At 40.1% G+C, this 23,258-nt stretch carries 23 protein-coding genes; 10 read left to right on the plus strand and 13 right to left on the minus strand.

Annotated features, from left to right (window positions below; all coding sequences use genetic code 11):
- Positions 1-3 precede the first annotated feature (3 nt).
- Both HS960_RS21720 and HS960_RS21725 read left to right on the plus strand, forming a co-directional pair.
- Positions 4-1,266, plus strand: coding sequence for a DUF5689 domain-containing protein (locus HS960_RS21720; protein WP_153844442.1), 1,263 nt, complete (start codon positions 4-6; stop codon positions 1,264-1,266).
- Between the two features lie 128 nt (positions 1,267-1,394).
- Positions 1,395-2,090, plus strand: a complete 696-nt coding sequence (locus HS960_RS21725) for a DUF937 domain-containing protein (RefSeq protein ID WP_153844441.1) — start codon at positions 1,395-1,397, stop codon at positions 2,088-2,090.
- Between the two features lie 128 nt (positions 2,091-2,218).
- Here the strand turns inward: HS960_RS21725 and trhO are convergent, their stop codons facing one another.
- The 10 genes from trhO to HS960_RS21775 all read right to left on the minus strand — a co-directional run bounded on the left by trhO (position 2,219) and on the right by HS960_RS21775 (position 11,470).
- Positions 2,219-3,205, minus strand: a complete 987-nt coding sequence (gene trhO / locus HS960_RS21730) for an oxygen-dependent tRNA uridine(34) hydroxylase TrhO (protein ID WP_182330620.1) — start codon at positions 3,203-3,205, stop codon at positions 2,219-2,221.
- Between the two features lie 95 nt (positions 3,206-3,300).
- Positions 3,301-3,516, minus strand: a complete 216-nt coding sequence (locus HS960_RS21735) for a DUF3820 family protein (protein ID WP_046673143.1) — start codon at positions 3,514-3,516, stop codon at positions 3,301-3,303.
- Positions 3,516-4,271: a glycosyltransferase family 2 protein gene (locus HS960_RS21740; RefSeq protein ID WP_153844439.1), complete on the minus strand. Its 756-nt coding sequence runs from the start codon at positions 4,269-4,271 to the stop codon at positions 3,516-3,518. Before HS960_RS21740 ends, HS960_RS21735 begins: the two co-directional genes overlap by 1 nt.
- A gap of 5 nt (positions 4,272-4,276) precedes the next feature.
- On the minus strand, positions 4,277-5,191 hold the full coding sequence (locus HS960_RS21745) for a glycosyltransferase family protein (RefSeq protein ID WP_153844438.1): 915 nt from the start codon (positions 5,189-5,191) through the stop codon (positions 4,277-4,279).
- A 3-nt stretch (positions 5,192-5,194) separates the two neighbouring features.
- Positions 5,195-6,067, minus strand: a complete 873-nt coding sequence (locus tag HS960_RS21750) for a glycosyltransferase family 2 protein (protein ID WP_159727502.1) — start codon at positions 6,065-6,067, stop codon at positions 5,195-5,197.
- Positions 6,068-7,528: a lipopolysaccharide biosynthesis protein gene (locus tag HS960_RS21755; RefSeq protein WP_153844436.1), complete on the minus strand. Its 1,461-nt coding sequence runs from the start codon at positions 7,526-7,528 to the stop codon at positions 6,068-6,070.
- 23 nt (positions 7,529-7,551) lie between these two features.
- Positions 7,552-8,295: a DeoR/GlpR family DNA-binding transcription regulator gene (locus HS960_RS21760; protein ID WP_046673148.1), complete on the minus strand. Its 744-nt coding sequence runs from the start codon at positions 8,293-8,295 to the stop codon at positions 7,552-7,554.
- Between the two features lie 64 nt (positions 8,296-8,359).
- Positions 8,360-9,673 carry a hypothetical protein gene (locus tag HS960_RS21765; RefSeq protein WP_182330621.1) on the minus strand — a complete coding sequence of 438 codons (1,314 nt, stop codon included), beginning with the start codon at positions 9,671-9,673 and terminating at the stop codon, positions 8,360-8,362.
- 121 nt (positions 9,674-9,794) lie between these two features.
- Complete coding sequence (locus HS960_RS21770; protein WP_046671585.1) at positions 9,795-10,520, minus strand: YebC/PmpR family DNA-binding transcriptional regulator; 726 nt, start codon at positions 10,518-10,520, stop codon at positions 9,795-9,797.
- 2 nt (positions 10,521-10,522) lie between these two features.
- On the minus strand, positions 10,523-11,470 hold the full coding sequence (locus HS960_RS21775) for an NAD-dependent epimerase/dehydratase family protein (protein WP_046671586.1): 948 nt from the start codon (positions 11,468-11,470) through the stop codon (positions 10,523-10,525).
- Positions 11,471-12,046: 576 nt separating this feature from the next.
- On the opposite strand from HS960_RS21775, the gene HS960_RS21780 reads away from it, so the two are divergent.
- Positions 12,047-13,036 (plus strand): aspartate-semialdehyde dehydrogenase, encoded by a 990-nt coding sequence (locus HS960_RS21780; RefSeq protein ID WP_088163260.1) that lies wholly within the window; start codon positions 12,047-12,049, stop codon positions 13,034-13,036.
- A gap of 122 nt (positions 13,037-13,158) precedes the next feature.
- Here HS960_RS21780 and def read toward each other — a convergent pair whose 3' ends face one another.
- On the minus strand, positions 13,159-14,385 hold the full coding sequence (def, locus tag HS960_RS21785; protein WP_182330622.1) for a peptide deformylase: 1,227 nt from the start codon (positions 14,383-14,385) through the stop codon (positions 13,159-13,161).
- Between the two features lie 322 nt (positions 14,386-14,707).
- Here def and ruvX point away from each other — a divergent pair, with 322 nt between their 5' ends.
- Both ruvX and ybeY read left to right on the plus strand, forming a co-directional pair.
- Positions 14,708-15,121, plus strand: coding sequence for a Holliday junction resolvase RuvX (ruvX, locus tag HS960_RS21790; protein WP_070561409.1), 414 nt, complete (start codon positions 14,708-14,710; stop codon positions 15,119-15,121).
- A gap of 48 nt (positions 15,122-15,169) precedes the next feature.
- The gene (gene ybeY / locus HS960_RS21795) at positions 15,170-15,598 is read left to right on the plus strand and encodes an rRNA maturation RNase YbeY (RefSeq protein WP_046671590.1); all 429 of its coding nucleotides are present in this window, start codon (positions 15,170-15,172) and stop codon (positions 15,596-15,598) included.
- 139 nt (positions 15,599-15,737) lie between these two features.
- On the opposite strand, the gene HS960_RS21800 is transcribed toward ybeY, so the two are convergent.
- The gene (locus HS960_RS21800) at positions 15,738-16,157 is read right to left on the minus strand and encodes a nucleoside-diphosphate kinase (protein ID WP_046672716.1); all 420 of its coding nucleotides are present in this window, start codon (positions 16,155-16,157) and stop codon (positions 15,738-15,740) included.
- 284 nt (positions 16,158-16,441) lie between these two features.
- Between HS960_RS21800 and HS960_RS21805 the strand changes: the two genes are divergently transcribed.
- The 5 genes from HS960_RS21805 to galK all read left to right on the plus strand — a co-directional run bounded on the left by HS960_RS21805 (position 16,442) and on the right by galK (position 21,967).
- Entirely contained in the window at positions 16,442-17,290 is an 849-nt protein-coding gene (locus HS960_RS21805) for a 4-hydroxy-3-methylbut-2-enyl diphosphate reductase (RefSeq protein ID WP_182330623.1), read from the plus strand.
- An 81-nt stretch (positions 17,291-17,371) separates the two neighbouring features.
- Positions 17,372-18,406 carry a ferrochelatase gene (gene hemH / locus HS960_RS21810; protein WP_088163255.1) on the plus strand — a complete coding sequence of 345 codons (1,035 nt, stop codon included), beginning with the start codon at positions 17,372-17,374 and terminating at the stop codon, positions 18,404-18,406.
- Between the two features lie 12 nt (positions 18,407-18,418).
- Positions 18,419-19,693, plus strand: a complete 1,275-nt coding sequence (locus HS960_RS21815; protein WP_159727492.1) for a metallophosphoesterase — start codon at positions 18,419-18,421, stop codon at positions 19,691-19,693.
- A gap of 68 nt (positions 19,694-19,761) precedes the next feature.
- Complete coding sequence (locus tag HS960_RS21820; protein ID WP_153844430.1) at positions 19,762-20,811, plus strand: UDP-glucose--hexose-1-phosphate uridylyltransferase; 1,050 nt, start codon at positions 19,762-19,764, stop codon at positions 20,809-20,811.
- 1 nt (position 20,812) lies between these two features.
- Entirely contained in the window at positions 20,813-21,967 is a 1,155-nt protein-coding gene (galK, locus tag HS960_RS21825) for a galactokinase (protein ID WP_182330624.1), read from the plus strand.
- An 85-nt stretch (positions 21,968-22,052) separates the two neighbouring features.
- Here the strand turns inward: galK and HS960_RS21830 are convergent, their stop codons facing one another.
- Positions 22,053-23,243, minus strand: coding sequence for a trans-sulfuration enzyme family protein (locus HS960_RS21830; RefSeq protein ID WP_153844428.1), 1,191 nt, complete (start codon positions 23,241-23,243; stop codon positions 22,053-22,055).
- Positions 23,244-23,258 lie beyond the last annotated feature (15 nt).

Genomic DNA, 23,258 nt, shown 5'->3' on the forward strand with positions numbered 1-23,258 from the left:
TCAATGGAAAAGTTAAAATCAATACTATGCAGTATGCTGGCAATGTCAGCATTGCTGTCCGGTTGTATCAAAGACAACGTCAATGAATCGATAGGGACACTAAATCCTGAAATATCATTGTATACGCTACGCAGTCTGCATAAAAATGCCGATTTACAGCTTAATGAGTCTTCGTTGCAAGGAGCACAATATATCAAAGCAGTGGTCGTTTCGCGCGTGGAAAATAAGAACCTACCGGAAAATACACTTGCTGTACAGAATATTTGGCGAAATCAACGCCGCGGAATATTAGTAGAGCTACCGAATGCGTCTGAATTTAAATTTGGAGATTCGGTTCAGATCAATATTAGCGGTTCAAAGCTGATTAAAAAAGATGGCTTATTAGTTCTTTCAGTCGATAATAATCAGCAGCTTAAGGTCTACTCATCTGGTAATAACATTGCCCCATTGCCTGTTGCGGTTTCCAGTCTAAAGTCGAAGTTTGATGAGTTTGAATCAACGTATATCGATATTACAGCCGATGTTGAACCTGAACCCGCTGCCGGAACAGCGTTGAAAGGAGATAAAATCTTGATGGACGGTGATAAAAATGAGATTACATTACATACACAAGATAATGCGACATTTGCTGGACAATCTATTGCTCCAAGTGCTTCTTTCAGAGGGATTGCATTTAAGGAGGGCGAAAAGCTACAAGTTAGAATGCAGAGTTATGCTGATATGGCTTATGCAAGTGGTAAGTTGTATACAGGTTGGCCCGAAACTTTTGATGCTGTAGATGCAAGTGTGAAAGGTAGCTATGATATGAAGGATAAAAACGCTGTCTCTTTTCCGACAGGACAATGGTATCTGTATCAAGCTATCTTAGGAAATACAGCTGGGCGGGACCGTATTGTTTCTGGAAAAAATGCTATCCGAATGCAGCAGAATTTAAATGTGGACGGTTATGTACAAATGAATTTCGATGTGCCAAATGGCGCGTCAAAAGTCACTATTTGGTATGGCTCTTACTGGACAGATCGCTCGAGTACATTTAAGTTGGAATATTCGACGGACAATGGGAAAACTTGGACACAAACAGGTGATTCTATTTCAGATGCCCATACAACGACAGAGAGTATGAATTCAAAACAGGCCGTATTCTTAATGAATATCCAGGGGGCAGTACGCTTTAGAGTTACCAAGCTTGGATTAGGAACAAGTAACAATGTGATTAATAACGGAAGGTTGGGATTGGATGATATCGCTATTTATAAAAGTTATTAATTTAAAAAATTGATTATAAGAAAGTCCCGTTGGATTACACAATCCAATGGGGCTTTCTTATAATCAGGTATTATCTCAACTCGTCAAAAAAAATCGTTATCTTCATATATAACTATAAACGAAGACTTATGAACTTAACAGATTTAGTTACAGGTGGAGTAGGCTCTAAAGCGATAGAGACTATTTCAAAAATTACTGGTGTCAGTGAATCTAAAGCAAAATGGATTGTAGCAGCGGCAGTTCCTTTGATGATTGCAGCATTGAATTACAATGCGAAAAACAAGGGTCAGGCAGAAAATATTGACAATGCTATTGATCAGCATAGCAATAGTGGCATACTTGATAAAATTGGAGATTTCTTTGGGCAAGGAGGAGCGGAGCAGAGTGGATCTGAAGATGGCAATAAAATTGTCAACCATATGTTTGGCCAAAATACTGAAGTCGTGACACAGAATATTGCGGATAAAGCGGGCTTGAGCTCTTCTCAAGTGACAGGGGTACTGGCCACACTTGCTCCTATCGTAATGGGGTATCTAGGACAACAAAAGCAGGCTTCGAGTGGCGGGGGGATTGGTGATCTGATCGGTTCTGTGTTAGGTGGTGGAACATCACAAAATGCAGGGGGTGGTATGTTAGGTGGTATTTTAGGCTCTTTTTTAGGCGGCAGCCAAGAAGAACAAACGCAAGGAACTGAGCCGCCAGCAGCGGGAGGTAGCATTACGGACATGCTGGGTGGATTGGCAGGCAGTTTTTTTGATAAAAATAACGATGGACAGGCGAAGGGAAATATTCTTGATTCGATCGCTGGTATGTTTGGGAAGTAAGTTGTGTTAAGCTATTATTTGTCCTGATAAAAAGCTCGTATGGGATTAAGCTAAGATGACGCAGATCCTAAAAGTGATGAGGTCGGAAGTTACATACTTCCGACCTCATCACTTTTGTCCAATTCGTATTAATCTTCGACCGATACTTTCGGCGGGAAATTTTTATGTTTTCTTTTGCTGATTTTGTCAATATTGACGGGTTGAGGTACCTTGACATAATATCCTGTTCCGTCATATTCACGTTTATTGGGGTTTTCTTTACATGCTGGCGAACAGCATCCGTCCATCTCCCAGCCGCATTCGTCACATTGTGTGAAATGTTCATTACAAGTTGGGTTGGCACAATTGATCATTTTAGTGGTTTGCTTGCCACAGTTAAAACAAGTCGATACCACAGATGGGTTGACAGAATTTACATCGACAGTAACACGATTGTCGAAGACGTAGCATTGGCCTTCGAAATCTTCGCCACCAGCTTCCTTTCCGTATTTGATAATTCCGCCATGTAATTGATAAACATCCTCGAAGCCTTCTTTTAACAAAAGAGCAGATGCCTTCTCACATTTGATGCCCCCTGTGCAGTATGTTAATATTTTTTTTCCTCTATATTGTTCGAGCTCTTTTATTTTCTCTGGGAACTCGCGGAAATTGTCAATATCTAGGGTGACAGCATTTTTAAAATGACCAACATTGTGCTCGTAATTTGAGCGTACATCCAATACAACCACATCTTCTTGGTCCTTCATGGCTAAGAAATCTTTCGGTTCAAGGTGCACACCGGTTTGACGGTTGGGGTCAATTTCTTTTGGATCTCTCAAGCCAGAGTGAACGATTTCGGCTTTGTAGCGACAATGCATTTTAATGAATGACGGTTCATCTACAGCGTCAATTTTGAACTCTGTTTTGTTGAAACGACCATCGGCATAGATGGCATCCATATAGCTTTTACAGGCCTCAACAGTGCCTGAAACAGTCCCATTAAGACCTTCATCAGCTACGATGATACGACCGACTAGATCCAGTGATTTACAAAATTCTAAGTGATCTGATGCAAATTTTTCGCCATCCTCGATAGGGCTGTAACAATAGTACAGCAAAGTTTGATATTGTGTCATGATATTCATTGATACCGCTGCAAACGGCGTTTAATGCTAAAAATAAATTTAGTGCAAAGCTACAAAAAATAATAAGTGGAATAAAATGACCGTCGTCACCTTTTCTTTAAAGGTTCGAGCAGGTATTCCAAGCCGTTAAGCTTTATTTCATAGAGTGTCGCTAACTGCTGGCCTAGCTTTCCCTTTGGAAAGCCTTTTTGGTTATACCATACAAGGTAGGGCTCAGGAAGATTACACAATGTGTATCCCTGGTATTTGCCAAATGGCATCTTGACTGTAACAAGCTCGGTTAAAATTTCAGGATTCAACATTAGTCTTGAGGTTTTCCATAATTGAGACGGTACCAAATAGCTTTTAGTGCGATGATGCCATGATTGAATAGATTGGGAATAGTCCCATAATAGTGTTTGAAAATAGCAAAGCGCTCTTTCAAGGATTCCTTATGTCTTTGTTTTGACATCCCGCCCACAAGATACCGGGCTACATATTGCTGTGCATTGACTGATTTTTTAGCCTTTTTGGCACAACGAATAACCCAGTCAATATCAGCACATAATTTATAATTGAGATCGTATGGCTCGGCAATGTCCCGCTTGATATAGATGGCCTGATGGCATATATTCATGCCATAGCGAAAGCTTTTCCAGTCGAAATGAGCCGGAACTTTATGCCTCCGTTCACCAATAATATTCCGATTGTCATCTACGAGGATAGTTTCGCCGTAAAGAATATCCGCATCATCGCTCAGTTTGGCAAGATTCTCAATGCTGTTGAGATCATAGATCTCATCTCCGGAATTTAGAAAAAGAACATAATCACCTGTTGCTAATGCTAATCCCTTATTCATTGCATCATAGATCCCCTTATCCTTTTCGGAAAGGAGAACGGTGATTTTATCCCTGTATTTTTGGATGATCTCCAATGTCCCATCAGTTGATTGTCCATCAATGACAATATATTCTATATGGTCATAGCTCTGATTGACAACAGATTTCAGGGTGTGTTCTATGTCACGCACATTGTTGTAAACGACAGTTATAATCGAAAATTTAGGATGAGCAGACATGTTTTTTATGTATTGAATTTATTCATTTTCTTCTTCAGGAATCGGAGGCCACGGTTGAATAAAGATCCTTTCCGATGTGCATAGAAATACTTGATGGCCTCATAAGCTTGCTTGTTTTCTGAAATCTCCGTCGGAAAATACCGTACAGGGCTTTCTGCTAGTGTAACCTGATAAGTAGCTTCCGCAGCTGTATGTGTACCCGAACCATCGTTGCCAATATTTTGCGTCATCGAATTCCTTGGATACAAAACTAACCCATTTTTTTTGAATATAGAAGCATACCAGCGTATCGCCCAAGAGTTGATCTTTCCGGCCTTAAATTCCTGCACTTGTTTCCAGAAGTTTTCTTTACCCTCGATACTGAATTGGTGTATCTGCTCGGCCGTAAAATCCGATACAAGTTCATCAATATTCGGATTGAAATGTTGCCAGGCCCGGTCCCAGGTTGCCCAGCCCCAACTATTGGCGACCCGAAAAAAGAAAGTCTCCGGCAGTTTATTTAAATCTTTTAGCGGATAACCATAACCGCTGATCTCCATGACCTGATCTTGATCTTTATAGCGCTCCAGTGCCTGATTGAAATAATCTAGTGCAAACACCGCAGTTTCCAGATCGTCTTCCAAAACAATAATCTTTCCATGTGCATTGACCACTTTTGTAACACCATCGATCACATTGGCTGCTAAACCCCAATTTTCTGTCCGTTCTACAACAATAACCTCTTTAAAGTTCCAGTGCTTATTGATAATCTTTCGCACTTCAGTAACTGCCTGAAGAGATTTTTCGTTTTTTGCAGCATCCGAATAGATGTAAAGTGTAGTCTGGTCTGCAAGCTTGTTCTGTTCTAAAGCTGAGAGTGTTCTTATTGTATGATCAGGACGATTGTACACAAAAAGTATGACTGGAGCAATACTGTTCATTTATCAATAGATTTTGTTGTATGCTTTTTTGTTGCTTAGACGAGTACGATAAACAGCTCCCGATTTGCCTAGCAATCTAAAAGCAATGTTTAAGTAGCTTTTTGCTTCAAAAATATGACCTTTAAAAATTGAAGCTCCCATTTTCTTCAGACTCGCCAATATGGCCATCGAAAAAGATCTTACAAAGGTATAATTGATATTGCAATACTCTGTCAAATGATAGACAAATTCGCTTTTCAGAAAGGCTTTTCGGTCTGTTTTACGCTGTTGTCTATCGTGATAGGCCTTTGCTCTGTCGGCGAGAATGATGTTTAATCCGTAGTATTTGATACGGTTGGCATAATCCTTATCTTCTCCATAATGGAAAAAGATCGGCGCGAAACCACCGACTTTTCTGATCACCGGGTTGGGGATAAACCAAAATGCAGCATTGACGAAAGAGCAAATTCGATAAGAATTTTCGTTAGTAGCATTTTTTGTATATACGGCAAAACCATGGTCTAGTGTTGTTTCGGTTCCATCGTAGTGAATAGGCGAGATAATTCCGATATTGTCTGCGTTTATTTTCACTAAGTTGGCAATACAGTCCTGATCCAGCCAGGCGTCCTGATTGACCAAAAATGCATAATCATATTCTTCCTTCAAAACAATGTCAAGTCCGATGTTGTTGGCCTTTCCAAAGCCCAGATTTTCGGAACTTTCTATTAGCCTTATTGTCGGGTACGTTTCTTTTATGATCTGTGTTGTGTTGTCTCCCGAATTGTTGTCGACAACTAAAATATCTGTTGGATGGCTCGAATCCAATAGGCTGGGTAAGCACTTGTGGATCCAAGGCTCAAAATTATAAGAGACGATTATGGTGAGAATCCTGGCCATCTATTTTTTTCGGATAACTGTTAGGAAATAGTGGAATAATTCCAACAAAATGCTGGGTTTAAAGATTCTGTTGACAATGATATATGCACATACAGCCACTCCAATTGTACTTGCAAACCGAAGATAGAGGTTGGCGATAGCTGCGGTGGCATAGTGAGCTGTAATACAACTGACAGCTGCCAATAATGCATAAGCAAAAATATCTGCCAGAAGATAACGAAATGAATAATTCATATAAGGTTTAGCGGAAGCATACCAAACGAATATCCAGAGGGCATTTAATGCTGAGGTTAATCCAATGAGTAGTTCAAGACCTAATGATTTGCCGAAGAATAGAATAGCGATTTGGAGTATACCAAACACGATGATATTCCGCATATAAACTTCAGGTTTTCCCTTGCTAATGATGAGGTTGGAAAAGACATTGCTTACAGAATCAAATGCCGCGCCAATACAAAATATTTGAAGAAATATGGCACTTTGTGCCCATTTATCGGTGATCGAAATAGTAATGAAATCTTGTGCTACAGTTGTTAAACCAAATAACATTGGAAAGGCTAAAAAGGCCGTAAAGGAAATTAGTTTGCGAAAAACCCGAACTTGTCTATCCTTATCATCTTCTATTTCCTTTAAAATAGGCTGTGTCACATTATTAACCATATTGGTCAATATATTCTGGGCCATGATGCTCCAACGATTTGGATTCACGGTATATCCCAGTTCTTCAGCGGTATAATGCCGGCCTAAGATCGCAGCATATATATTTTTGTTGATGTTGATGAAAATATTGGTGACTAGTATTTTACTGCTAAATCCTAAGATGTCACGAATAGGTTTAAAATCGAACTGGAAAGTAGGTCTGAATTTGGAAAAATACCAGAATCCGAGCATATTGAAACCACTATAGGAGACAATTTGGATCGCGTATGCCCAATAGGCATAGTCCTTATAGGCTAAATAAACTCCGACTATATTTGATGCAATAAGCGCAAAGGTGCCTGTGATGACTCTTTCTTTGATTTTTAAATTCCGGAAGAGGTAAGCATTGTGCGCAATACCAAAGCTACCTAGCCAAAAGGATAAAAAGGTAAATCTACTAAGTTCTACAAGTACTGGTTGATTATAGTATAAGGCGATAAGAGGAGCCGCAAAAAATAAAACGATATAAATAAATGTTCCAATTCCTACACTTGTCCAAAATACCGCGTTATAATCTTTATGTTCGACTTCTTTTTTATTGACAATTCCATACACAAATCCACTTTCTTGAAAAGCAGAGGCGAGAACAGAAAAGATGGTGATCATAGCTACTAAGCCATAATCTTCTGCTGTTAGCTTACGGTTTAGTAGGATGCCGAAGCCGAAGCCTAAAAACTGCTGGATGATACTTGCCATACCACCCCACAGCAGTCCTTTTGTTGTTTTTGATTTTAAAGAGTCATTTTTCGTTTGCGATGACATGCTAAATTAAATGAGCGGCAATATTAAAGTATTGCAATTGTATTCGCAAATTCTTTTAGGGAAACATCAGTTGGATTGACATCGGTAATCAAATAAGAAATATCACGTAACGGCACAACTTTCATTTTTTGAACTGAATTTAGTTTCTCAGCAATACTTAAAATAGCCACTTTTTTCGAGCATTTAATCATCGCACGTTTGATTTGTACCACCTCCCAGTCTGAATCGGTCACCCCATCTTCTACTGAAAGAGAATTTGTTCCCAACAAACAAAGATCGACTTTAAGATCTGCCAATTCATTAGCGACTTGGGCTCCGGAAACAATGTTTGTATTGCGTGAAAGTTTTCCGCCAACTAAAATGACTTCAAGATTTGGCTTTTCGGCCAATTCTAGTGCAACTAATGGACTTATAGTGAAAAATGTACACTGCAAATGATCGGGTATTGTTCTCGCTAATTCAATTAAGGTTGTCCCGCCTCCGACTAAAACAGTCATTCCATTGGAGATTAATGTGCTTGCTTTCTTGGCAATTTCTTTTTTTGCCTCCTTGGCATATACGTTTCCATCCTGAAAAGGGAATTGAAAAGATTTTGATAATGCCCCACCATAGACTTTTAGAACTTTTCCATTCTCGGCGAGTTCGTTTAAGTCACGTCTAATTGTATCTTCAGATACATTCAGTTGAACACTTAGATCTGATGATAAAACTTTATTATGTAGGTTAATCTGATGTATAATGAATGCTTGTCTTTCTTCCTTTAACATTGGTCTTTGGTTTTTAATCGGAATTTAAAAATAATTAAAAAAATCAGTCTAAATGTAGTGAAAATTATTCTTCCTTTTTGTCAATTTTTGTTATGCCAGCTTTGAATCTCGGTTTGAAGCCCGTTGGTTTACTGGCAGCGGGTTCCTGTGTTTCTGTGCTGCTGTTTTCAGGTTCAGCGTTTACGTTGGTATCTAACTTAATTTCGTCTTTCGTATCGGGCAGCTGTGCCTGTTCAGAAGATTCCGTTTTGGTGACTCCAGCTTTGAATCTCGGTTTGAAGCCCGTTGGTTTACTGGCAGCGGGTTCCTGTGTTTCTGTGCTGTTGTTTTCAGGTTCAGCCTTTACGTTGGTATCTAACTTAATTTCGTCTTTCGTATCAGGTAGCTGTGCCTGTTCAGAAGTTTCCGTTTTGGTGATTCCAGCTTTGAACCTTGGTTTGAAGCCCGTAGGTTTACTGGCAGCGGGTTCCTGTGTTTCTGTGCTGTTGTTTTCAGGTTCAGCCTTTACGTTGGTATCTAACTTAATTTCGTCTTTCGTATCGGGCAGCTGTGCTTGTTCAGAAGTTTCCGTTTTGGTGACTCCGGCTTTGAATCTCGGTTTGAAGCCCGTTGGTTTACTGGCAGCTGGTTCCTGTGTTTCTGTGCTGCTGTTTTCAGGTTCAGCCTTTACGTTGGTATCTAATTTAATTTCGTCTTTCGTATCGGGCAGCTGTGCCTGTTCAGAAGTTTCCGTTTTGGTGATTCCAGCTTTGAACCTTGGTTTGAAGCCTGTCGGTTTTGGAGCCGATGCCGCAGTTTCGTCAGTCGTTTCTGCTGTATCAGGTGTATTCGCTGTTGTATCAGGTGTTTTCGTTACTCCAGCTTTGAACCTCGGTTTGAAACCTGTCGGTTTTGGAGCCGATGTCGCTGCTTCGTCGGTCGTTTCTTCGGATGTAGGAATGCTTGCCGCTTCGTCAGGAGCTTTGGTTACTCCGGCTTTGAACCTCGGTTTGAAACCTGTTGGAGCAGAATCAGTCCCAGTTTTAGCCGAATCAGGTGCTTCCTCTTTAGATGTGGTTTTAGCCTCATCCACTGTAGGTGTAATTGCAGTCTTGAAGCGTGGTTTAAAGCCTGCAGGTTTTGTTGTCTCAGCATTGGAAGTATCGGACAGAGTATTAGTGGCAGCCTGTTTTACTGCAGGTTTTGCAACTTGAGTTTCTTCCTCAATCAGGTGGAAACTTTTTCGAAGCTTGTTGAACCAAAACTTTTTGCTGTGGTCAAAACTCTTTTCTCCCATAGCAGAATAATGTGCTTTGAACTCTTCAAATAAAGGTCCATCTGCAGCTTTTAAAGCTTTTAAATCAATTTTCTTTTTTATGAAAAATTCTTCAAAAGTCATTCTGGTACGAGTTTGATTTAGTCTATTACAAATGTAGTAATTTTTCTGACGGAGCCGGGCGGCGTTTTTAATAAAAAAGAGCGACTAGCGCTCTTTTTTATAGTTTTATAGGTTCAATAGCTTAAGCCATGTTATGGTAAACTGCTTGAACATCGTCATCTTCTTCGATTTTATCGATCATCTTCAATACATCAGCAGCTTGTTCTTCCGTAATATCTGAATGCGATAATGCGATACGTTCCAATTTTGCAGATGTTACTTCAATTCCCTTTTCTTCCAGTAATTTTTGCATATTACCAAAGTCTTCAAAGGAAGTTTGAACGACAGCAATATCATTGCCTTCTTCATCAGATTCTACGTACAATTCTTCTAAGCCTCCATCGATCAGTTCTAATTCAAGCTCTTCTAGGTCCAGTTCATCTGTTGCAGCAAAACGGAAAATGGATTTACGATTGAAAATAAAATCCAATGATCCTGTTTTCCCCAATGAACCACCTGCTTTTGTGAAATAGCTACGAATGTTTCCTACGGTGCGGTTGGTGTTATCTGTTGCAGTTTCAATTAATACAGGTACGCCATGAGGGCCGTAGCCTTCGTATACATATTCTTCGTAACCTTTTGAATCTTTTTCCGAAGCACGTTTGATTGCGGCTTCGATACGATCCTTTGGCATATTTACTGCCTTAGCATTGTGTATTGCTGTACGAAGTCTCGAGTTAGTTTCAGGGTGAGGGCCGCTTTCTTTAACCGCCATAGCGATTTCTTTACCTAAACGTGTAAATTGAACGGCCATTTTGGCCCAGCGTTTGAATTTCCGCTCTTTTCTGAATTCGAAAGCTCTTCCCATTGTTATATTTTGTTTTTAAGATTTTCAATCATGTCGACTGTCATCTTCTGGATGTCAAATTCCGGCGTCCAGTTCCAGTCCTTTCTTGCATAAGAATCGTCTAGACTAGCAGGCCATGAATCGGCAATCTGTTGTCTAGGATCGTTCTCGATGTAAGAGATTGCAAAATTAGGAAGAATTTTTTTAATTTCTTGTGCAAGTTCTTTTGGAGTAAATGTAATGCCACCGAGGTTATAGCTGTGGCGAATGCTTAAGCTTTCTTTGGGTGCATCCATTAATTCGAGTGTACCACGGATGGCGTCCTCCATATATAACATGGGTAATGCCGTGTTTTCAGATAAGAAACATGCATAAGTCCCGGTTTTCAATGCTTCATAAAAAATATCGACTGCATAATCCGTTGTGCCACCTCCTGGTTCTGTTTTCCAAGAAATGATGCCTGGATAACGGACACTGCGGATATCCAGACCACGATGTTCCTGATACCATTCAATAAGACGCTCACCTGCAAGTTTGCTGATGCCATAAATTGTGTTCGGATCCATTACGCAATATTGTTCGGTATTTGTTTTCGGAGAATGCGGTCCAAAAACAGCAATCGAACTTGGCCAAAATATCTTTGAAACTTTATAGCTCACAGCTAGATCAAGCACATTCAACAGACCATTCATGTTCAATTCCCAGGCCTTCTCAGGGTATTTTTCACCTGTAGCTGAAAGCATGGCAGCTAATAGATATACTTGAGTAGGCTTATATTGTTGAAATAATGTCTCGAGTCCATTTTTGTCAAGGACATTAGCGATTTCGAAATTCTCGTCAGGGCTTTTAATCTGTGGTTCTCTAATGTCAGTGGTTACAACATTCTCTGCACCAAATTTTTTGCGCAAGGCGATAGCTAATTCTGTGCCGATCTGGCCATTTGCACCAATGATAATAATGCTTTCTTTCATTTGTAAGTTTTATTTTATGAAGCTCCTGCTTTCACTATAATGAGTGTTTATGCTCAAAAATATAAATGAATCGCTTCGCTCGTTTCTTCCTATCGATATGATAGGATCTAGCCTGACATAATTTACGTTTCATCATGTAATGAAAAATGAAATTTCAACCATGGCGGTTTATGATGCAAATATAAAGGCTTTTCAGTATCTATCAACTTTGCGGTCTTTTGGGAAGTAGGGAAAAAATGTTAATTTTTAGACTCTTGGGACTGTTTTTATGAGATTTTAAACTGTTTCAATCGTTTGTTCTTTTTTTTTGAATAAGCAGCGAAAATTTTTATTTTTTTTGAATTGGTTTAATTCTAATTTTATAGCGTGAATCAAAGGACTTAACGATTCCATTTTAGCAATTTAGGCGGGGAAATGCTAAATGTTGTGACATTTTTAGCTAAGGGCTCAATATTTTGTTATTTTAATAGTGGAATTGGGGAATATTTTTTAAATTTGAAGAATTCATTCTTCAAGAATCAACTAAAAACAAAATCAAATAACAATTTTATATACACAATTTAAACACAGACAAAAATGAAAGTGGCAGTAGTCGGCGCAACAGGCCTTGTAGGTACTGAGATGCTAACCGTGTTGGCGGCGCGAAATTTCCCAGTAACAGAATTAATTCCAGTAGCGTCAGAGCGTAGTAAGGGTAAGGAAATTGAATTCAAGGGAAAGAAGTATAAGGTGGTTACACCATCTGAGGCTATTGCTTTGAAACCTGATGTTGCGCTATTTTCTGCTGGTGGTGATACCTCGAAAGAATTTGCCCCTAAATTTGCAGAAGCTGGAATTACAGTGATCGACAATTCTTCGGCATGGCGTATGGATCCAACGAAAAAGTTGGTTGTTCCAGAAGTAAATGGTGATGTGTTATCTGCTGAAGATAAAATTATTGCTAACCCGAATTGTTCAACTATACAAATGGTGGTGGCTTTAAAGCCATTACATGATAAATATAAAATCAAACGTGTTGTTGTTTCTACCTACCAATCTGTAACAGGCACTGGTGTTAAGGCCGTTAACCAATTGATGGACGAGCGTGCCGGAAAAGATGGGGAAAAAGCTTATCCTTATCAGATTGATTTGAACGTTATTCCGCATATTGATGTTTTCCAAGAAAATGGATACACCAAGGAAGAGATGAAGATGATTTTGGAAACAAATAAAATCATGCGTGATGATTCTATTAAAGTAACTGCAACGACAGTGCGTATTCCTGTCATGGGAGGACACTCTGAATCATTGAATATCGAATTTGAAAATGACTTTGATTTGAATGATGTACGTGCAGCGCTAGCAGCGCAAAGCGGTTGTATTGTTGTCGATGATCCTGCTTCGTTACAATATCCAATGCCGAAAGATGCACATGGCAGAGATGAGGTTTTTGTAGGACGTATCCGTCGCGATGAATCTCAGCCAAATACCCTTAATATGTGGGTTGTAGCAGATAACTTACGTAAAGGTGCTGCAACGAATGCAGTTCAAGTAGCTGAGTTATTAGCTGAAAAAGGATTGATCTAACTCAAGTAGATTCCATAATAATTATTGAGCCCCCATGAATTCGTTCATGGGGGCTCTTTTTGTCCTATCATTAATCACAATTTTTATACTTATGATTTGGTCCTTGATGCCGGGGCTAGAAATTATGGCGTCAATGTTTTGGGTTGGATCGAAAATTCAATCTTGTCATTCAACGGAGCATAGGTTTCTTTGCTTTGCTCTTCCAGTCGATCTGGAAATAGAATGCCGAAGAGATGATCTGTTTCGTGCTGAAAAATAACAGCAGTAAAACCCTCTATATTTTCTTCAATAACCTTACCTTCTTTATTGATGTATTGCAGGCGGATCGCATAACTCCGTAATACATCCTCTTTACGGTTAGGGATAGAAAGGCAGCCTTCGGCCCCTTTGCGTTTCAGTTTGGAGCGCCATAGGATTTTAGGATTTACATAGAATTCAAATGGTTGATCCGGTTTGTCAAACCGCTGCACCCAGATTAGATTTTTATTGATACCGATTTGTGGCGCTGCGATGCCTACACCAGGGTGATTCGGGTCACGTACAGTCGCGAACATTCTTTTGGAAAGAGACTCAATCAATGGGTCGTTGTATTTGACATCACTGCTTGTCGCTTTTAAAACCTTCAGATCTTTATCGTCTGTTGTTTGCAATACGCGAAGAATTGTATTTTCATCTCCTGATAAAATGATTTTCTTGTCGGCAGCACTGAACTCCTGTCCTGCGTTAAGATTGACTGGTCTTTCATTCTTTGACTTATGAAATGCTTTTTCTCCGGCCATAATTTTTGTTTCTAAATTGTTCTCAACTGGGGGTACTGGGCAACGGTAGCCGTTGCTATAAGCGCAGTATGGGTTGTAGGCTTTGTTAAAGTCTATCTCAACATCATTTCCTTTAATGTCGTCTGTGGATAAATCAATATACCGGCCCCCACTATAGCTTTCCTGACCATTTGTTAAATCTAAAAATGGTAAAAATAAATGTTTTTTGTATGCAGGATTTTGAAATAATGCGACACTTTGGTAGACATTCAACGTATCTTCTTTTCCATGAAGATTAAATGTTATAACGGCGTAACGTTTGTATTCGTTGCTTGTGCCGTCGTAGGTCGGCATCCGAAATACCGGTTCATTAAAGAGGACTTCAATTTTGGCGTTGACTTTATAGCTGGCGTCTACAGGAAAGTAATCCAAAAACGCTACCTGATCTGATTTCAATGGGCCATATTGTTCTTTCGCCAATTCAGTGGCTTTTTCTTCACGAAGAGCGGTAATGTGTTGCTCGTATTTACTTTGAGCATGCGTATTCAAGCATAGGGCCAAAAGGAAAATGGCAATTAGTGTTTTTTTCATTTGTTTAAATATTTATTTACCCGATTTCACACAGCCAAATGCCCTGTTGCTATTGCTGTTATTTTGATCCGTGTCCCTATAGAGGAACTCGGTAAGCCCGCTATGATCGCATTGAATTCGGTGATCTATTGCCCCAAAAAGCAAGTTAGTTTGCTGTTGTTAAATAGTCTATCAAAGTTATAGTTTTTTTTGATTAAAAAGTCAGAATTAAAAGATCAAAAATGAAAACGGCATGTATTGAAAAGAAGCGTCCAATTGAAATATTACATCTTCCTGTGTAATACTCAGGACTACTTTGTATTTTTGTAAAAAATATATATCCATGAGATTGATGGCCTTTGATTACGGTACAAAACGAATAGGGGTTGCGGTGACCGATCCAATGCAAATTATTGCTACAGCATTGACGACGGTACACCCGCAGGATATCTGGACATACTTAGCCGATTATTTACAGACAGAACAGGTGGAAACTTTTGTTGTAGGCAAGCCACGGCAACTGGATGGGACCGACTCTGAATCGGCACAGCATGTTGTCGGTTTTATTCGAAAATTGAAAAAGACTTATCCCACAATTGCTGTAGCTGAAATAGACGAGCGTTTTACTTCTAAAATGGCTTCTGCAGCGATCGCACAAAGTGGAAAAAAAAAGAAGGACCGTCAACAAAAAGGGCTGATTGATACGGTGTCTGCAACGATCATTTTGCAAAGCTACATGGATAGCCGTAATTTCTAGATACATAGCGACTAATACGTCAAACAAAAATGAACAAAAAATAGAAGGATGAAGAGCATATTATTTTTTACCGAGGATACGGATTTCAAATTAAAAGAAAAGGGAAAGATTCGCCAATGGATTGCTGATGCCATCAAAGGCGAAGGATTTAAGCGTGTGGGCGAATTGAGCTTTATCCTTTGCTCGGATGCTTACTTGCTTGAAATCAATAAGCAATATTTAAATCACGACACCTATACTGATATCGTTACTTTTGATTCTTCCGAATATGACGACACCATCGCCGGCGATATTTTTATCAGTGTGGAACGTATTCAGGAGAATGCCGAAAAATTTAAGGTTGATGTGCGAGACGAGCTTCATCGGGTTATCATTCATGGTGTAATGCATCTGTGCGGTTATCCGGACAAAAAGCCGGCAGATAAAGCCAAGATGACCGCCAAGGAGGATGAGTATCTCGGTAAAAGAAACTTTTAATATACTTCTTCGTGCTCTTATGAGGGCCGATAGTTCGGTGAACCGACTGAAGGTTCTATTTTACTCGAGAGAAGGAAGCAATACATAAAAAAAGCGCTTTACAATTTGTAAAGCGCTTTTTTTATGTTGTTTCTAACGACTAGAATCTTTCAAATTGAGAGAAGAAGAAGTTTCCTTCGATAGCGGCATTCTCATCTGAATCCGATCCATGTATAGCGTTTGCGTCAATAGATTTAGCATATTTGTTACGGATTGTACCTTCAGCTGCATCAGCAGGATTAGTCGCGCCGATCAATGTACGGAAATCTTCAACAGCATTATCTTTTTCCAGGATTGCAGCAACGATAGGACCTGAAGTCATAAAGTTTACCAACTCACCATAGAAAGGGCGCTCTTTGTGTACTGCATAGAATGCACCTGCTGTCTCTTGAGAAAGTTGGATGTATTTCATTGCAATGATTTTAAAACCACCAGCAATGATATCGTTTAAGATTGCACCGATGTGACCGTTCGCTACTGCGTCAGGTTTGATCATCGTAAAAGTTCTGTTAGTTGCCATTATTTTATTTTTTTGCAAAATTAGATAAATTGCTTTTCATATGCAATATCATTACGCTGCCTTAAGAAACAATTATTGATAAGGCAACTAGCTGATGTCACCCTTATCGTTAAATTATAGCTTTTTATTCCTAAATATATACCTATACTGAAATAGATGTTTCCGTAGGTTTCTAATTCAATGTTTATTCGCGTTGTGTAACAAAGCTTTGTGTTCGGCCGTTTATAGAAAAGTAAAAAAACAATTGATCTAAGTTCAATGCGAATATGTAACTTTGTGTTATTATGGCATTAAATCTAACAGTAGACATCGATAAAGATTCAGGCTTTTGCTTTGGAGTGGTATACGCTATTGATATGGCAGAGGAGATTTTGGAGGAAGAGGGGTATCTTTATTGTTTGGGAGATATTGTTCATAATGATGAGGAAGTTGCTCGATTGAAAGCAAAAGGCTTACGGATTATCGACCATGCTGCTCTGCCAACGTTGAGCAATGAAAAGGTATTGATCCGTGCCCACGGTGAAGCGCCCGAAACCTATCGCATTGCTTTGGAAAATAACATTACCTTGATAGATGCCTCTTGTCCAGTGGTGCTTAAATTGCAGAACCGTATAAAAACCTCGTTCGATCAAAAGGACAAAATTTTAATCTTCGGGAAGCATGGGCATGCTGAAGTGATCGGTTTGCAGGGGCAGACAAATAATGAAGCCTTGGTTTTTCAGGATATTTCCGAATTGGATCAGGTCGAATTGCCGGCCTCATTTACCCTATATAGCCAAACAACAAAAAGTGTAGATAAATTTTATGCTATCAAAGACGAACTAATCAAGCGCGGGTATGAAGTGAAGGCCAATGATACCATCTGTCGACAGGTTTCCAATCGATACGAAGATCTTGGTGCTTTCGCCAGACAATACGATAAAATCGTCTTTGTATCGGGTAAGAAATCCTCCAATGGAAAGGTATTGTTTGAAGTTTGTCAAAACGCCAATCCCGCTAGTTATTTTATTTCTGATCCAGCTGAGTTAGATGCATCGGTCTTTGCCGAAAATGACCGCATTGGTATCTGTGGTGCTACTTCAACGCCAATGTGGTTGATGAAAGACGTAAAAGCAAGTTTAGAAGCATTATAAGCACAATTACCCGTCACAGATATTTCATAATTCCGCGGTTTAGATTCCGAGTGCATTCTTTTTTGCGTAGCTTTGTAAGCTATGAGCAATAAAGGCAAAAAAGGTATTCTTTTAGTACAATTGGGTACACCTGATAGTCCCACTACTCCAGATGTAAAAAAGTATTTAACGGAGTTCTTAATGGATCCACGCGTCATTGATATTCCTTATTTTCAACGAACCTTATTGGTAAAGGGAATCATTGCACGTACACGTGCTCCCAAATCTGCAAAAGTTTACGAAACGATCTGGGATAAAGAAACGGGATCACCTTTGATGCATTACAGTATTTTGCAACGTGATCTGCTTCAAGAGGCATTGGGTGAAGAATATCATGTCGAATTAGCGATGCGTTACCAAAACCCATCGATTGAGGCTGCATTGAAAAATATGGAAGGCCTATTTTTGGAGTCCATTCGCGTAATCCCTTTATTTCCACAGTACGCTTCGGCAACATCGGGCTCGGTCATAGATCGCGTCATGGAGCTAATCCGCAAATGGAATTATCTACCGGAAATCAGTTTCGTAAGCAATTTCTGTACAGACGATTTGATGGCAGAAACTTATGCAGATCATGCCCGCAGGCACGATTTGGAAAGTTTTGACCATTTTGTCTTTAGCTATCATGGCCTTCCTGTGCGACAGCTTGGCAAAGTGGATCCGACAGGTCAACTTAAATGTCCCGAAGCAGGCTGTGATTCCTGTAAAACGACAGCCAATTCATATTGCTATCTCTCGCAATGTTATGCAACAACACGGACGATAGCTGCAAAGCTTGGTTTAAAAAAAGAACAATATTCGCTTTGCTTTCAATCCCGGCTAGGTAAAGAGCCCTGGATACAGCCGTATACCTCGGATTTGTTGCACGACCTTGCCGCGAAAGGTTATAAGAAGTTATTAATTTTCAGTCCTGCTTTTGTGGCGGATTGTATCGAGACCATTGATGAAATTGGCGTGGAATATGCTAATGAATTTAAGCACTTAGGTGGAGAAGAGGTTTGTTTGGTAGAAAGTCTTAACGATGATCCCAAATGGATCGAGTCTTTAAAACAATTGGCACTCAATGCCAAAAACTAAAATAGGTAAAAGATGTTGTTCGTAAACGCGTGTGTATTACTCATATTGGATTTTTATATTTTCTTTGCGCTCCGTGCAACGAAGATCAAATTTCCCAAAACAAAATTATTTTCCATCCTCTGGTGGTCTTATTCTGTTTTACTACTATTAGGGGTTTTTATCTCAGCACAATATAGTATTCCTTTAATCGTACGGTCGGTTATTTTAGTCGCCTTTTTTCTGACTGCCGCATCAAAGATATTTTTCTTTTTGATTTTGTTAATTGATGATATCCGACGCGGTGGTGTATGGTTAAAACGTCTATTTACAAAAAAGAGATCTATTGAAGACCTAGTTGAAGATGCCGGAGACCCTTTACCGGAAAATCCGGTGAAAGGGATTAGCCGATCCGAGTTTTTGACCAAAGCTGGTATTCTAGTCGGTGCCTCACCCTTGATACCATTGAGCTGGGGTATTATTTCAGGAGCCTACGACTATCGTGTAAGGAGAGTACCGTTGTATTTGCCAAATTTGCCCAAAGCATTTCATGGAATGACCATCGCGCAGATTTCAGATGTGCACTCGGGATCTTTCTACAATAAAAAGGCTGTCAACGGTGGTATTGATATGCTTTTAAAGGAAAAGGCTGATGTGACATTTTTTACCGGTGATATTGTGAATGCCCAAGCTTCTGAAATGCGCGGTTATCAAGATATTTTTGCTCGTGTGAAATCTGATTTAGGTGTGTTTTCTACATTAGGTAACCACGACTATGGTGATTATTATTATGGTAAAGAAGATTCTCCTGCAAAACGCAAGAACCTCAAGGATGTGATCGATGTTCATAAAATCATGGGCTGGGATCTGTTAATGGATGAAAATCGTAAGATTAAGGTCGACGGTGAAGAGCTTTGTATTGTCGGGGTTCAGAATTGGGGGACAGGCCGTTTTCCGAAACATGGTGATATCAAGAAAGCTCTAATGGGTACCGAAGAGCAGCCTGTCAAGTTGCTGTTATCTCACGACCCGTCGCATTGGCGGGCTCAGGTATTGGATACCGACGTGGATGTGATGTTTGCCGGACATACACACGGTATGCAATTTGGCGTAAGATCCGAGATGTTGCAATGGAGTCCAGTACAATATATCTATAAGGAATGGGCAGGGCTATATCGTGAACAACAGAACAAACGATTATATGTGAATGTCGGCTATGGTTTTTTGGGTTATCCGGGACGCGTTGGAATTCTGCCTGAAATTACCATATTCGAATTGCTAAAAGCGCAAGACCCAAAGTTTAAAGCCTAAAAAATCCCCTTTGACTTTTGAGTTAATATAGCTATAATTGTGTATTCTGTACACCAGTTATACATAACATGCAATCAACTTTAAACTTTGGGGACTCTCCCCACACACGTGTTAATATTCTTACCGGGGAAAAAGTACTTGTGTCTCCGCATCGTAGTAAAAGACCATGGCAAGGGCAAGTGGAGGATCTTCCCGGGGATAATAGACCGGAATATGATCCACAATGCTATTTGTGTCCGACAAATAAACGAGCAGACGGTGATATCAATCCAGATTATAAAGAAAGTTTTGTCTTCGTGAACGATTTCTCGGCTTTATTAAAAGATACAAGCCAGCAAGAATTTAATGAGGATGAATTATTTGTCGCAGAGACCGAAAGAGGGATCTGTAAGGTAATTGCATTCACTCCACGCCACGATCTTACACTACCCGAAATGGATCAGGCCGCAATCAAATCAGTGATTGATCTTTGGCAGAAGGAATTTGTTGAACTGTCCAAGGTTGACTGGATCAAATACATTCAAATTTTCGAAAATAAAGGTGCGATCATGGGCTGTAGTAATCCACATCCCCACGGACAGATCTGGTCACAAAATCATTTGCCTGTAGAAATCCAAAAAGAATGCGTTCAGCAACAGCAATATTTCAATAAATATCAACGTACAATCCTATCAGATTATGTTAAAGCAGAGTTGAGAAAAGAGGAGCGCATTATTGACGAAAATGATTCTTTTGTTTCTCTAGTCCCTTTTTGGGCTGCCTGGCCTTACGAAACGATGATTGTCAGCAAACGATCTATCCAAAACATTGCAGGGTTTGACGAGAAGGAAAAGACGGATTTTGCCGCTATCCTCAAGTTACTGACAACGCGTTATGACAATCTCTTCAAAACATCCTTCCCCTATTCTGCAGGAATGCATCAAGCGCCGGTAAATGATGGTGACCACCCGGAGTGGCACTGGCATATGCACTTTTATCCGCCACTGTTACGTTCTGCTACTGTTAAAAAGTTTATGGTAGGTTATGAGATGCTAGCAAATCCACAACGTGATATCACACCGGAAGTTGCCGCAGAACAGTTGCGAAATTGTTCGACAGTACATTATAAAGCTAAATAAGATGATAACAAAAGATACAATTGTAAATAAATTTAAAGAACTCTACCAGGAGGAACCTCTTGTCGTTACTTCCCCCGGACGGATTAATATTATTGGAGAACATACGGATTATAACGATGGATTTGTATTGCCTGCCGCAATTGACAAAGCAATATACGTTGCTGTAAGTAAGCGATCGGATGATAACATTGTGCTTTATGCGGAAGATTATAAAGAGCGTCATGAGGTAAAACTAGCAGATATTGCAATCTCAGAAAAACATTGGCCAAACTATATTCTCGGGGTAGTTGATCAGTATCAGAAACGTGGGGCAACGCTAGGTGGATTCAACCTGTATATCGATGGCGATGTGCCATTGGGAGCCGGATTATCGTCTTCAGCAGCCGTTGAATGTGCCGTTACCTTAGCACTCAGCGAATTGTTCGATTTGCAGGTCGAACGACTTGAGATTCCACAGATTGCACAAAAGGCCGAACATACCTATGCTGGTGTGATGTGTGGTATCATGGATCAGTTTGCTTCAGCCTTTGGTAAAGAGAAAAATGTCATCAAACTGGATTGCCGTACTTTGGGTTTCGAGTATGTTCCACTTGATCTTAAGGGTTATGAAGTTGTGTTATTGAATACAAACGTAAAACACTCATTAGCTTCTACAGCTTACAATACACGTCGTGAACAATGCGAACAGGCGTCTGCATGGGTACAGGAAAAATACCCGGAAGTCAAGAACCTGCGTGATGTAACCATAGCGATGCTTGATGAATTGGTGAAAGATAAAGATGCCGATATTTATGCGAAAGCTAGCTTTGTGGTCCGTGAGAATGAACGCGTAGAGAAATCGTGTGATGCACTACGTTCAGGAGATGTTGTTCAGCTTGGACAGTATATTTTTCAGAGCCATGAGGGATTAAGTAAAGTGTATGAAGTCAGTTGCCCGGAACTGGATTATTTAGTGGATTACGTCAAGCAATTTCCTGAGGTGATCGGTGCCCGAATGATGGGGGGCGGTTTCGGTGGCTGTACAATCAATATCATCAAAGAAGGTGTATTACCTTCAATTTTGCCAACACTCGAAAAAGAATACAAACAGAAATTTGATAAAGAACTTTCGGTTATTCAGGTCAGGATTGCCGATGGTACCCGCGTACTTTCATAAGACATAGGTACAGTAAGGGGAATAACATGAACATGTTATTCCCCTTATTTTTTGTCTTTTTTGATAACGACTTACCACACAAGTCCTAGTTAAGCTGGTCTAATGCCTGTTTTAAGTCGGCGATTAGATCATCGGCATGCTCAATTCCAACAGAGATGCGCAACATGCCTAGCGTGATTCCGGAAGCTTCTTTCTGTTCCTTCGTATGATGACCGCCCCACATACTCGCGGGGTGTACAATAAGCGATTCGACCCCTCCCAAACTGGCTGCATTGATAAATATATGCAGCCCATTGATGAGTTTCTGCGCATTTAAAAATGCCTCTTCTTCATCTTTACCATTGACATCGATGCAAAGCATACCCGAGAAACCGTTCATTTGTTGGGCTGCGAGCTCATGTTGTGGATGATTGGGTAATCCAGGATAACTGACTTTTTTGATTTTTGGATGTTGATCCAGAAATTCGGCCAGCTTCAGCGCATTTATATTGATCTGTTTGACGCGTAGACTTAATGTTTTCAATCCCCGTAATAGTAACCAAGAATCAAGCGGTGCGAGTGATGCTCCCAAAGCGACGGATCGTTTCCATACGCTGGCGATATAGTTCCGCGTACCGCAGACGATACCTGCAGTGAGGTCGCTGTGTCCGCCCAAATATTTCGTGGCGCTGTGAACAACGACGTCTATTCCAAAATCTGTGGGGGTTTGGTTGATAGGGGACGCAAATGTATTATCAACCATGCTCTGGATTCCATGCTGTTTGGCAAGCTCTCCGAGTGCTTTTAAATCGCTAATGTTGAGATTTGGATTCGATGGAGTCTCTATATAAATCAGCTTGGTATTTGCCTGAATAGCTTTTTCAAACGCTGAAACATCTGTTTGATCCACAGCCGTAACCGTGATGCCATAATCCGTTAGGAACTCTTTAAAGAAAATAGCTGTTCCGGAATAATGTGCATGTTGGGCGACAATATGATCGCCCGATTTAACGATGGCCAATATGGCTGTACTGATCGCTGCCATACCTGTTGCAAATACAAGTGCATCCTCCGTTTTTTCCAATTTTGCTAGGATGGACGCTACTTGGCTATTCGTCGGGTTGCCATGACGATGATAAAAATAAGGGTGTTTCGGTTCGGTAGCAGCCTTGATGTATTCCGTTGGGTCAGGATCTGCAATGTATGTGGATGTCTGATAGATTGGAGTAGTTACTGCAGATGTCTGGTTGAATTGCTGTCCTTCATGGACGAGTATCGTTTCGGTATTGGTAGCCATACTAATAATATTGAT

This window comes from Sphingobacterium paramultivorum (genome assembly GCF_014109745.1).
GTDB classification, from domain to species: Bacteria; Bacteroidota; Bacteroidia; order Sphingobacteriales; family Sphingobacteriaceae; genus Sphingobacterium; species Sphingobacterium paramultivorum.